The organism is Streptomyces sp. NPDC051664 (genome assembly GCF_044453545.1).
GTDB lineage: Bacteria > Actinomycetota > Actinomycetes > Streptomycetales > Streptomycetaceae > Streptomyces.
On record NZ_JBITCU010000003.1, the window covers coordinates 117,787 to 130,379 of the forward strand.

At 71.7% G+C, this 12,593-nt stretch carries 7 protein-coding genes and 1 pseudogene; 5 read left to right on the forward strand and 3 right to left on the reverse strand.

Annotated features, from left to right (window positions below; translation table 11 throughout):
* Positions 1–162 precede the first annotated feature (162 nt).
* Both ACIA8E_RS06645 and ACIA8E_RS06650 read right to left on the reverse strand, forming a co-directional pair.
* A complete protein-coding gene (locus tag ACIA8E_RS06645) occupies positions 163–1,740 on the reverse strand; it encodes an NADH-ubiquinone oxidoreductase-F iron-sulfur binding region domain-containing protein (protein WP_399295237.1) in 1,578 nt (525 codons plus the stop codon).
* A complete protein-coding gene (locus tag ACIA8E_RS06650; RefSeq protein WP_399295239.1) occupies positions 1,737–3,101 on the reverse strand; it encodes a hypothetical protein in 1,365 nt (454 codons plus the stop codon). The genes ACIA8E_RS06645 and ACIA8E_RS06650 overlap by 4 nt, the downstream gene beginning before the upstream one ends.
* 461 nt (positions 3,102–3,562) lie before the next feature.
* Here ACIA8E_RS06650 and leuS point away from each other — a divergent pair, with 461 nt between their 5' ends.
* The 5 genes from leuS (at position 3,563) to ACIA8E_RS06675 (ending at position 12,077) form a co-directional block, all read left to right on the forward strand.
* The gene (leuS, locus tag ACIA8E_RS06655; protein WP_399295241.1) at positions 3,563–6,430 is read left to right on the forward strand and encodes a leucine--tRNA ligase; all 2,868 of its coding nucleotides are present in this window, start codon (positions 3,563–3,565) and stop codon (positions 6,428–6,430) included.
* 152 nt (positions 6,431–6,582) lie between these two features.
* The gene (locus tag ACIA8E_RS06660; protein WP_399295243.1) at positions 6,583–7,302 is read left to right on the forward strand and encodes a hypothetical protein; all 720 of its coding nucleotides are present in this window, start codon (positions 6,583–6,585) and stop codon (positions 7,300–7,302) included.
* A gap of 138 nt (positions 7,303–7,440) precedes the next feature.
* On the forward strand, positions 7,441–8,286 hold the full coding sequence (locus ACIA8E_RS06665; protein ID WP_030921134.1) for a DegV family protein: 846 nt from the start codon (positions 7,441–7,443) through the stop codon (positions 8,284–8,286).
* Between the two features lie 435 nt (positions 8,287–8,721).
* Positions 8,722–9,492: a helix-hairpin-helix domain-containing protein gene (locus ACIA8E_RS06670; protein WP_399295246.1), complete on the forward strand. Its 771-nt coding sequence runs from the start codon at positions 8,722–8,724 to the stop codon at positions 9,490–9,492.
* The gene (locus ACIA8E_RS06675) at positions 9,489–12,077 is read left to right on the forward strand and encodes a ComEC/Rec2 family competence protein (protein ID WP_399295248.1); all 2,589 of its coding nucleotides are present in this window, start codon (positions 9,489–9,491) and stop codon (positions 12,075–12,077) included. Before ACIA8E_RS06670 ends, ACIA8E_RS06675 begins: the two co-directional genes overlap by 4 nt.
* 26 nt (positions 12,078–12,103) lie before the next feature.
* Here ACIA8E_RS06675 and ACIA8E_RS06680 read toward each other — a convergent pair.
* Positions 12,104–12,566 (reverse strand): annotated as a pseudogene (locus tag ACIA8E_RS06680) (pyridoxamine 5'-phosphate oxidase family protein).
* Positions 12,567–12,593: the final 27 nt, after the last annotated feature.

Below are 12,593 nucleotides of genomic sequence, written 5' to 3' on the forward strand. Positions count from 1 at the left end.
TCTCTCGGGGTGTTTTTTTTTGGTTTTTGGTTTGTTCCCCTTGTTTTCTGTGTTTTTCTTTATTTACTAACACCCCCCCCCCCCCAAACCACCCACCCCCCCCCCCCCCCCCCCCCCCCCCCCCCCCCCGCTTCCTGTCTGTGCAGGGCTTGTTTGCGCAGGTCAACTACGGCCGCTGCCAAGAGCCTTGCGGGCGGCTCCCGGCGGCAGCGCGGGACGTTCCGCCGGTGCCTGCTCGACACGGAGTGCCAGCGCGGGGCACCGGCGCACAGCGCGCTGCGCACGCCCCCGCAGATGTACCGGAACCGCGGCGTCCGCGAGCGCGGGATAGCCGTCGGGGCCCAGCCTGATCAGCTCCGGGACGATGTCCGCGCAGAGCCCGTGGCCCTTGCAGAGCGTCCAGTCCACCGCCAGCTTCTCGCCGCTCGGAATGGACTCCTCCAGGTCCTGGTAGCCGGGCGCGGGCAGGGGCAGGACCCCGACCGTCTCCCGGCCGCAGCCGCCGTCCAGGACGTGTGCGGCCAGATCGTCCGTGAACGCGGACAGGGTCGAGGTCAGGAAGCGGGCTGAGCCGTCCGGATGTTTGCAGGCTCCCCGGCCCTTCACCGCCTGCGTCACCTCGCGCAGCGCCTCCAGGGCTGCGGGACCGCCGCCGTTCAGCAAGTCGGACAGTCCGCCGGCCGCGGCCGGCAGCCCCAGTTTGCAGGGGCCGCACTGGCCCGCGGTCTCGGCGGCCAGCCAGTTCGCGATCCGCAGCGACTCGCCGAGCGGGCAGGTCTCGGGCCCGATCGGCAGGATCGCGCCCGCGCCCAGCGCGCCGCCCGCCGCCGCCAGGGAAGCCCGGGAGACGACGGCGTCGTGCGTGGCCATCGCGTCGATCCAGTTGCCGTGGTAGCCGCCGGTCAGCACGCCCTGGGGCAGCGGCGGCGCGCCGGCGAGCTGGAGTACGTACCGCAGGGGCACGCCGGTGGGCACCTCGATGACCATCGGGCGCGAGACGGCACCGGAGAGGGTGAGCAGCACCGTGCCGGGCTCGTCGGGCAGTCCGGTGTGCCCGTAGCGGCGGGCGCCGATCCGGGCGGCGACGGCGAGCTGCGCGTATGTCTCGGCGTTCGACAGCAGGGTCGGCGCCCCGCCGACACCCGACTCGGCCGCCCGCTCGCGACGGCCCGGCGGCAGCGCGGGGCCACCGCCCGCCGCCCTGATGACCGCGGATGCCTCGCCGGAGACCATCCGCTCGGGGGTGCGCACCACCCGGGCGCGCAGCTGCTGTCCGCGCCGGTCGGACAGGCCACGCTCGGCGAGAGCGTCGCGTATGGAGATCTCCGTGGAGTTACGGGTGACCGCGACGATCAGCGTGCGGGCGCCGAGCGCCTCCGCCGCCAGCAGGGCACCGTCCAGGATCAGGTGCGGTGCACGGTTCAGCAGGACGGTGTCCTTGCGGCAGGCCGGCTCGCCCTCGCTGCCGTTGATCACGACGACGGGGCGTACCCCGCGCCGGATGGATGCCTTGGCGACGGCCCGCAGCTTCTTCCCGAAGGGGAAGCCCGCACCGCCGCGGCCACGCAGCGAGATGGTTTCGGCCAGTTCGGCCAGGCGCTCTCCGGTCATCGGTTCGAGCGGTCCGTGCACCTTCAGATGCATGGCGAGGTCGAGCCGCTCCACCAGGTCGAACCCGGTGGTCAGCTGAGGTAGGCCGACGACACGGACTTCGGGCACGTCGGGGAGGGGGAGGTTCACGGTCGGTCTCCTGCGGGTGCCTGCCAGGGTTCTCCGGCAGGGGGCGGATAGAACGGCCCCGGCTGCGGTGCGGTCTCGTCGACGGCGGGCAGCGGGCCGGTCGGCACATCGGTTGCGTACGGGTCGTACGGGTGCTCCTGAGCGGGCTCGTACGGGGGACGGAACGTCTGGGTCTGTGCCTGGGCCGGTGGTGCGGGTGAGGGAGCGGGCCAACGGCCGGCCGGTTGCTGGGGGCCGGGCCCGGGGACCGGGACCGCGTTCTCGGCGGCCCGCGAGACGGCACGATAGGCGGCGGAGATTCCGGGGTCGGGGCCTGTACGGGTGGGTCCGGTGCCCCCGACGGGTCCGGTGCCGGGGCTCGTGGCCAGACGGTCGGAGTAGCGGGGCGGAGCCTCGTACGAAGTCTCGTACGGGGCCTCGTACAGCGGTGGGGCGGGTGCGGAGAGTGGCGTGCGCGGGCGGTCGAAAGACGACGGCAGCGGGGTGCCTCGCAGCTCCCGCCCGAGCTCGTCGCGACCCGGCTCGTCCCGGCCGAGCCCGCCGTAGGCGCGTTCCCGGCCCAGGTCCTCCCGCCCCAGGTCCTCCCGCCCGAGCGGAAGTACGCGCTCCGCGCCGGGCAGCGGGGCCTCGCGGAGAGCCGGATCCGGTTCGGAGAGGAGGGCGTCCGGCTTGATCAGAGCGGCGATCAGTCCGATGATCCGGCGTTTCGTCGGCGGCGGCAGCAGCCGCAGGCACAGGGCGGCGGCCACAGCGACCAGACAGAGGCTGTACATCACGACGACCCAGGTCGCGGGCGGCCTGCCCGCGTACAGACCGTGGATCAGCGCCGCACACCAGGCCGGATAGGACAGTGCGTGCAGCGCGCGCCAGCGGCCCGCTATGCGGCCCGGGGTGGCGAAGGCGCTGCGCAGCGCGCCGGTTGCGGCGGCGACGACCATCAGCAGCCCGGCCAGCGAGCCGAAGCCGATCAGCCCGGCGGTGCCACGCATGCCGAGGCCGAAGGGTATGAGGGCGCCGAGCAGCGCCACATGCCCGAGCGCGACCTTCACGGTGACATGCAGGAGCAGGAAGCCGAGCGAGGCGGCGGCAGCGGCCCGGTGGATGCCCTGGCCGAGCAGGCGCTGCCGTGAGGACAGGAACAGCCGGTCCGTGGCGATAAGGCCCCAGGCCACCGCTGCGGTGAGCGAGACCAGTGACAGCACACCGGTGGTGAAATCGAGTGCGGCGCGCAAGTCGTCGCTCCCTGCGACGGCGAGCAGAGGGATGAGAACCAGCACGGCGACGGTGAGCCCGCCCTGTACCGAGCGGTTCGGTCCGGCGCTCAAGGTGGGGGATGAGCGGATCTTGCGATGAGGGTTCATTGGGGCAACTCCGAATTGTTCGGCAAAGCGGTCCCGTTGCGGCATGCTAAGTCGCTCCATACCGGCCAGTACGGGGTTTGAGCGGTTGCCCCAGTAGAGGGCGGTACGCGGAGTAACCCCCGCTTCCCGGACGTTCCGCCGCTGCCTCACGGAGGCCCGGCAGGGGTCTTCCGGACGATCCGCTGTCGCTTCCTGGGGCTCCTCCCGGGGCCTTCCTCGGGCTTTCTGGGTGCCCTGCCGTCCGTCGTTGTCCACGGAGCGGCCGTGTCCGGCTGCGCTCCGGGCCTGTGCGGTACCCTGACGCCATGCGTGCCGTACGCCTTCTGCTTAGCGAGCCGCGCTGATCAGTCCCGACCGGTGTGAATGCCTGGTTGGAATCGGCGCGGCGTCCCCTCCTGTGCGAGGGGCTTTTTCGTTTCCGTAAGCGCTGGCAGATGACGATCGATGGAGCTTTGAGGATCATGAGCGAGACGAATTCCGCAGCCGAGACGGCTGCGCCGCACCGCTATACGGCGGCAATGGCCGCCGACATCGAGGCACGCTGGCAGGACTTCTGGGACGCCCACGGCACGTACGAGGCGCCGAACCCGACCGGTGATCTGGCGGACAATCCGGAACTGGCCGCCAAGCCGAAGAAGTTCATCATGGACATGTTCCCGTACCCCTCCGGTGCGGGCCTGCACGTCGGTCACCCGCTGGGCTACATCGCCACCGATGTCTTCGCCCGTCACCAGCGCATGACCGGGCACAACGTGCTGCACACCCTGGGCTTCGACGCCTTCGGTCTGCCGGCGGAGCAGTACGCCGTACAGACGGGTACGCACCCGCGCGCCTCCACCGAGGCCAACATGGAGAACATGAAGTCCCAGCTGCGCCGGCTGGGACTGGGCCACGACAAGCGCCGCTCGTTCGCGACGATCGAGGCGGACTACTACAAGTGGACCCAGTGGATCTTCCTGCAGATCTTCAACTCCTGGTACGACACCGAGGCGGACCGGGCCCGGCCGATCGCCGACCTGGTCGCGCAGTTCGAGAACGGTGAGCGCCCGACCCCGGACGGCCGTGACTGGAGCACCCTGAGCGCCGTCGAGCGCGCCGAGGTCCTGGGTCAGTACCGCCTGGCGTACGCCTCCGACGCGCCCGTCAACTGGTCGCCGGGGCTGGGCACCGTACTGGCCAACGAAGAGGTGACGGCCGACGGCCGTTCCGAGCGCGGCAACTTCCCCGTCTTCAAGGCCAAGCTGCGCCAGTGGAACATGCGCATCACCGCCTACGCCGACCGGCTGCTGAACGACCTGGACGGGCTGGACTGGCCCGAGGCGATCAAGCTGCAGCAGCGCAACTGGATCGGGCGTTCCGAAGGGGCGCGTGTCGACTTCCCGGTCGACGGCGCGGGGGACATCACCGTCTTCACCACCCGCCAGGACACCCTGTTCGGCGCCACCTACATGGTTCTGGCGCCCGAGCACGACCTGGTGGAGCGGATCATTCCGGCCGCCTGGCCCGAGGGCACCCACCCGGTGTGGACCGGCGGACACGCGTCCCCGGCCGAGGCCGTCACCGCCTACCGCAAGCAGGCCGCCGCCAAGTCCGACGTGGAGCGGCAGGCCGAGGCCAAGGACAAGACCGGCGTCTTCACCGGCGCGTACGCGACCAACCCGGTCAGCGGCGAAAAGGTGCCCGTCTTCATCGCCGACTACGTCCTGATGGGCTACGGCACCGGCGCGATCATGGCCGTCCCGGCGCACGACGCGCGCGACTTCGCCTTCGCGCGCGCCTTCGAGCTGCCGATGCGCTGTGTCGTCGAGCCGTCGGACGACCGTGGCACGGACCCCTCCACCTGGGACGACGCATTCGCCTCGTACGAAGCGAAGCTGGTCAACTCCGCGAGCGACGAGATCTCGCTGGACGGCCTGGGTGTCGTCGAGGCCAAGGCGAAGATCACCGCATGGCTGCAGGCGAAGGGCCTGGGCGAGGGAACCGTCAACTTCCGGCTGCGCGACTGGCTGTTCAGCCGTCAGCGCTACTGGGGCGAGCCCTTCCCGATCGTGTACGACGAGGACGGCATCGCCCACTCGCTGCCCGAGTCGATGCTGCCGCTGGAGCTGCCGGAGGTCGACGACTACTCGCCGCGCACCTTCGATCCGGACGACGCCGACACCCAGCCCGAGACCCCGCTGTCGCGGAACGCCGACTGGGTCAACGTCACGCTGGACCTGGGCGACGGCCCGAAGAAGTACCGCCGCGAGACCAACACCATGCCCAACTGGGCAGGTTCCTGCTGGTACGAGCTGCGCTACCTGGACCCGAACAACGACCGGCAGCTGGTCGACCCGGCGATCGAGCAGTACTGGATGGGTCCGCGCGAGGGCCGGCCGACCGGTGGCGTCGACCTGTACGTGGGCGGCGCCGAACACGCCGTACTGCACCTGCTGTACGCACGGTTCTGGTCCAAGGTCCTGCACGACCTGGGGTACATCTCCTCGGCTGAGCCGTTCCACAAGCTGTACAACCAGGGCATGATCCAGGCGTTCGTCTACCGGGACAGCCGCGGCATCGCCGTTCCGGCGGTCGAGGTCGAGGAGCGCGACGGCGCGTTCTACCACCAGGGCGAGAAGGTCAGCCGCGTCCTGGGCAAGATGGGCAAGTCCCTGAAGAACGCGGTCACGCCCGACGAGATCTGCGCCGAGTACGGGGCGGACACGCTGCGTCTGTACGAGATGGCGATGGGCCCCCTGGACGTGTCGCGGCCGTGGGACACCCGTGCCGTCGTGGGTCAGTACCGGCTGCTGCAGCGGCTGTGGCGCAACGTCGTCGACGAGGAGACCGGTGAGGTCACCGTCGTGGACACCGAGCCCGGCGAGGACACGCTGCGCGCGCTGCACAAGGCCATCGACGGCGTCGGCCAGGACATGGCCGGGATGCGCTTCAACACCGCCATCGCCAAGGTCACCGAGCTGAACAACCACCTGACCAAGGTGGGCGGCCCGCTGTCGCGGTCCGTCGCCGAGCGGCTGGTGCTGCTGGTCGCGCCGCTGGCGCCGCACATCGCCGAGGAGCTGTGGCGCCGGCTGGGCTACACCGATTCCGTCGTGCACCAGGACTTCCCGGTCGCCGACCCGGCGTATGTCGTGGACGAGACCGTGACCTGCGTGGTGCAGGTCAAGGGCAAGGTCAAGGCACGGCTGGAGATCTCTCCGTCGATCACGGACGAGGAGCTGGAGGCGCTGGCCCTGGCCGACCCGGCAGTGGTCACGGCGCTGGACGGGGCCGGGATCCGCAAGGTGATCGTGCGGGCGCCGAAGCTGGTCAACATCGTTCCTGCGTGACGGTCTCCGGCTAGCCGCCGATCGGCTCACGACGGTGTGAGGGCTTTCCCTTACGGGCAGGTTGGGGGTTCCGAAGGAACCCTCGGCCTGCCCGTTCCGTTTACGGTGGAGGGGCCGGTGGTCGGCAGCCGAATCGACATCCAAGGGGCGTCATGGAAGCCGTGATCCTGATTTTGGGGCTGCTCTTCGTCGCGTTCATGGCCCTGGGCATCTATGTGAGCGTCAAGGTCATCGGCGCGGCGAAGCGTGGCGTGGACCGCACGATCACGCAGGCGCGCCGCACGGTCGAGGAGACCACGCTGCGGGCGAAGAGCTTCGGCCAGGTGGGAGTGGCCGGAGAGCTGGCACAGCTACGGCTCTCGCTGCGGACGTCGATGCGGGCCACCCAGGAGGCGTTGCAGGCGGGCGTCGCCGAGGACACCTCGCTGTCGGAGTCGCTGGGACTGTTCCAGCGACTCAGCGTGCACGGACGGGAGCTCGACGACGAGCTGAAGAGGCTGGAGCGCGAGCCCGACCGGGCGACGGTCGCGTCGCTGCTGCCGGGCCTGAAGCAGCGCACGGAGCGGATCACGCACTCGGCGGAGTCGCTGCGGTGGGCCGCACGCGACCGGGCGCGGCAGTTCGCCGACGACGATCTGGCGGCGCTGAACACGCAGATCGATGTGGAGGCGGGGGCGCTGCGGCACTGGACGGTGGAGGAGCCTTCGGCCGGTGCCGGTGCCGGTGCCGGCGGTGAAGGTGGGCGTGGGGGCGACCGGGCGCGGGGTGCGCAGGCCGGCGAGGACGGTCCGGAGGCGCTCACGACTCGGGACCCCAGGGCGCAGACCGGTTACCCCTGGCAGAAGGCCGTGCGGCCCGAGACGACCAATTGAGCAGTGCGGGCGGGCCGAAGGCCCGGGCTCGAACCGATGTGATCGGTCGTGGCAGGATGCGGTTCGAAGCGATCGGAAGTGATCACTCGGTCGGGGTCGGACTGCCGAGACAGCGCCCCGGCAGGTAACCTCCCGCTCATGTCCCGCCATGTCGCGATCGTCACCGATTCCACGGCCTACCTGCCGCCCCAGGCGATGGAGCGGCATGGCATCACCGCAGTGCCGCTGACCGTTGTACTCGGCGATCAGGCGTTGGAGGAGGGCACCGAGATCTCGGCCCGCTCCCTCGCGCTGGCGCTCCAGAAGCGGCGCCCCGTGACGACATCCCGGCCCAGTCCCGAGGTCTTCGCCGCCGCGTACCGGGCTGCGGCCGAAGCCGGCGCCGTCGGCATCGTCTCGCTGCACCTCTCGGCCGAATTCTCGGGCACGTATGACGCCGCGCTGCTCGCCGCGAAGGATGCTCCGGTGCCGGTACGCGTGGTGGACACCGGCATGGTCGCCATGGCCCTGGGGTTCTGCGCCCTGGCTGCGGCCGAGGCGGTGGAGGCGGGCGGCAGCCTGGACGAGGCGGTCGTGGCCGCCGAGAAGCGGGCCGCGGGCACCTCCGCCTACTTCTACGTCGACACGCTGGACTATCTGCGCCGCGGGGGACGCATCGGCGCGGCCCAGGCCCTGCTGGGGTCGGCGCTCGCGGTGAAGCCCCTGCTCCAGTTGGACGGTGGCCGGATCGAGCTGCTGGAGAAGGTGCGGACGGCCTCGAAGGCGATCGCGCGGCTGGAGGAGATCGTCGCCGAGCGGGCGGGCACCGGCCGGGTGGACATCGCCGTGCACCACCTGGCGGCGTCCGAGCGGGCCGAGCGGCTGGCCGAGAGGTTGCGCGTGCGTGTTCCGGGGCTCGTCGATCTGCATGTCAGCGAGGTCGGCGCGGTGATCGGCGCGCACACCGGTCCCGGTCTGCTCGGAGCAGTGGTTTCGCCTCGCTGATTGCCCTCGTGAGGGTGAGGGAGTTATCCACAACCGGTCGGTTTTCCACCGGAATTGAGCCTCCTCGGCGGGTTCGGGCGAATGTGCCTAGCGTCGTGAGGCATGGCTCCCCGATCAGATCGTGCACATCGAGCACACCGTGCAACCAGTGGAAATGGACCAGGCCGCGCTGCGGCGTCGGACGTGCGCGCCCGGCGCGGGTCCGGTACGGGCCCCGGACACGGTCCTGGGTCCGGCTCCGGACCCGGACCCGGACCCGGACCCGGGCTACGACGGTTGTCACGTGGGCGTGCCGACGGGGTCGCGGCGGCTTCGCGGCATCGCGCGGACGCACTCATGGCCGGTGCGTACGGGGGGCGCGTCGCCCAGCCGGTAGTGGGCCTTGCGCCGCCTCCGGTACCGCAGCCGGCTCCGGCAGAGGAGAACGCACGGGCCGTGACGACGGCTCCGGCCGCGCCAGGGCGGTGGGAGCGGCTGGTTCCGGCGGTGCGGGAGCGGCTCCCGATGTGGTTGCAGCCCAGGTGCGGTCTGGAGCCGAGAACCCTCGCCGCGCTCGCCGTCGTCCTGGTCGCTGCCGTGGTCTTCGCCGTCGTCCACTTCTGGTCCGCACGCCCGGGGTCCGTCCGCGCCCCCGATCCGGTCAGCGAGGGCGCGCATGCCCCGGAATCGGACCCGCGCATGGATCGGGGCGTGGATCGGGCCGGCACCCCCGATCCGTCACCCGGACCGCCGCCCACCGGCGGACCGGGCGGACGGATCGTCGTCGATGTGAGCGGCAAGGTGCGCCGGCCGGGCATCTACCCCTTACCGTCCGGTGCGCGGGTCGCCGACGCGCTGCGGGCGGCGGGCGGAGTCCGGACCGGCGTTGATCTCACCGGGCTCAACCGGGCGCGGGTGCTCATGGACGGGGAGCAGGTCGTGGTGGGCGCGCCACCCGGACCGCAGGCCTTCGGCGCCACAGCAGGAGCTGCCGCGGGAGGGGTCGCAGCGGGCGCCGGTGCGGGCCCCACGACCGGGCCGGTCAGCCTCAACAGCGCGACGGTGGAACAGCTGGACACCCTGCCCGGGGTCGGCCCCGTTCTCGCCCAGCACATCGTCGACTACCGCACGCAGCACGGCGGCTTCCGGTCCGTAGGTGAACTCCGTGAGGTCAATGGGATCGGCGACCGCCGGTTCGCCGACCTCCAACCGATGGTGCAGCCATGAGCCGCCCGGAGGACCCGCGACCGGAAGGCCGTCCGGATGTCCACCCGGACACCCATCAGGACGTCCATACGGTGTCGGGCCGGCGGCTGGGTGTCTCGGACCCGCGGCAGGAGGGCCCGGTCGATCTGCGGCTCGTCCCGCCTGCGCTGGCGACCTGGGCAGCCGCGGCCCTCGCTGTGGGGGCGCCGGGGCGCTGGACGGCCGTGGGGACAGTGGTCTGTCTTGTCGCAGGCCTGGTGCTCCTGGGGGTGTCACGGGCATCGGCGGCCCGGGCCACGAGCGCCCGGCAGACCGGCGAGGGGGACGCTCGGGACGGCGGGCGGAGCGCCGTACGCAGGCGGCGACTGCACGCCACCGCGGCCGCCGCCGCTCTGCTGTGCGCGGCGGCCGGGGCGACGGCCGCCGGGCTGCACAGCGCGTACCTGCGGCAGCAGCCGGTTCACGGTCTCGCGCAGCGCTTCGCGAAAGTCGAGGCGGAGGTGACCGTCACGTCCGACGCACGGCAGACCCGGACCCAGGTCCGCGGTGACCACAGCACCCCGGTCGCCTTTCTTCTGGACGCCGAGATCACCCGGCTGACGGCGCCCGACGGTGCCGTCACCCGGCTCCGTGTCCCGGTGCTGGTGATCGTGTCCCCCGACCATTCGGCGGCGCAGTGGCAGCGGCTGCTGCCCTCCACGCGGCTGCGCCTGAGCGGCCGCCTCTCGCCGCCTCTGCACAGCGGGGAGCGCAACGCCGCCGTCCTGCGGCCGGACGGCAACGGCCCGCCCCGCGTCATCGGGCCTCCCACCCTTCTCCAGCGCGTGGCGGGTGCTCTGCGCACCGGGCTGCGCACGGCGACCGAGGGGCTGGAGCCCGATGCGCGTGCGCTGTTGCCGGGGCTGGTCGTCGGTGACACCTCACGGGTCACCCCCGAACTGCACGATGTGTTCCAGACAGCGGATCTCACGCACCTGATGGCGGTCTCCGGCGCCAATCTGGCGATTCTGCTCGTGCTGCTCATCGGGCCACCCGGCACCGCGCTTCAGGTCGAACGCCGTGGTCTGGCACCTCGGTTGGGTCTGTCGCTGCGGATGACCGCGCTGCTCGGCGGGGGACTCACTCTCGCCTTCGTCCTTGTCTGCCGGCCGGAGCCGAGTGTGCTGCGGGCCGCCGCCTGCGGCCTGATCACGCTGCTGGCCATCGGCACGGGGCGCCGCCGATCGCTGATTCCCGCACTGGCGGCCGCCGTTCTGCTTCTCGTGCTGTACGACCCGTGGCTGGCCCGTAGTTATGGCTTCGTGCTCTCCGTCCTGGCCACCGGGGCACTGCTCACCGTCGCGCCGCTATGGAGTGCCGCGCTGCGGCGGCGCCGGGTGCCGCCCCGGCTGGCGGAGGCGCTGGGTGCCGCTGCCGCGGCGCAGGCGGTGTGCGCGCCGGTTGTCGTGGTGCTCGCCTCGAGGGTCAGCCTGGTGGCGATTCCGTGCAATCTGCTGGCCGAGTTCGCGGTGGCGCCGGCCACCGTCCTCGGGTTCGCCGCGCTCGCCCTGGCGCCGGTGGCCATGCCGGTGGCCCAGCTGCTCGCCAGGATCGCGGGGTGGCCGGCCGGGTGGATCGCCTCCGTGGCCCGCACCGGAGCGGCCCTCCCCGGGGCGGAGGTCGACTGGCCCGACGGCTGGCAGGGAGCCTTGCTCCTTGCTGTCCTCACGGCGCTCGCGGTGCTGTCCGCCCGCCGCATCGCGCGCCACCCCTGGGTGTGTTCGGCCGCGGCGCTGCTGCTGATCCTCGCGGTGCTGCGACCGGTGCCGCTGACCAGGGTGCTGACGGGATGGCCACCGCCGGACTGGGTGTTCGCGATGTGCGACGTGGGCCAGGGGGATGCCATGGTGCTGGCGGCGGGGGCCGGCGAAGGCGTGGTCATCGACACGGGGCCCGATCCCCGGCTCGCCGACCGATGCCTGCACGACCTGGGCGTCACCCGGGTGCCACTGCTGCTGCTCACGCATTTCCACGCGGACCATGTCCGGGGCCTGCCCGGCGTGTTGCGGGGCAGAGCGGTGGGCGCGATCCAGACGACGAGCCTGGACGAACCGCCGGACCAGGCCGCGTTCGTACGCGGAACGGCCGCCGCTGCACGGGTCCCTCTGATGCGGGCGGCCCCGGGGGAGCGGCGCCGCATCGGTCCGCTCGACTGGCGGGTCCTGTGGCCCGTCGGCGGTGTCGCAGCAGCCCCTGAACCGGAGGAGCCGAACGACGCCAGTGTCACGCTGTTCGTCCGGACCGGCGGACTGACCTTGCTGCTCCTCGGAGATCTCGAACCACCCGCCCAGCAGGGGTTGTTGCGCCAGTACCCGGCGCTGCCGCGGGTGGACGTCCTCAAGGTGGCCCATCACGGCTCCGCCCACCAGGACCCCGCGTTGCTGCGCGGTGCTCACCCGCGACTCGCGCTGGTGAGCGTGGGCAAGGACAACCCGTACGGGCACCCGGCGGCCCGTACCGTCGAGGCGCTCAGGGCCGGGGGAGCTGTGGTGCTGCGCACGGACCTGGACGGCGCGATCGCGGTGACGGGTTCCGGGCCGGGGCTGCGGGCGGTCGGACGCTCATGACTGCTGTCAGGACGACCGCACCTGCCTCAGACCAGCCACTTGCCGTCGGCCATCAGCTCGCGCCCGGTCAGTTCGTTCTCCTCCCGCCATGCTCTGACGGCGTACGGCGTACGGCGTGAAGCGGAGGTACACCCAGGGCGTGCGGCCACGCAGGTCCCAGTCGAGTTTCGTCGCGAAGGCGTCGCCCGATTCCGGGGAGAGTTCCGCGCCCTCCACGACCTCGGCGGTCGCGTCGATGAGCACCACATCGCGGGTGTGGCCCAGGCTGATCCTGGCCTGCCCGGTCGGAGTCACATTGTGCGCGGTCGGATTGGTGCGCCGGGTGGCCATCAGGAGCGTCCCCCGGTCCCACACGAACGACAGCGGCACCAGCGTCGGCACGCCGTCCGCCGAAGCGGTCGCCACCCAGGCGTCGTTGTCCTTCTCCAGGCGGTTGAGCACATCCTGCTTGCGCTGTTCCCGGCTGCGCGCCGGCTCCGCATTCGTCATGCTCCGTACGCTAGCGAGTGCGCGCAA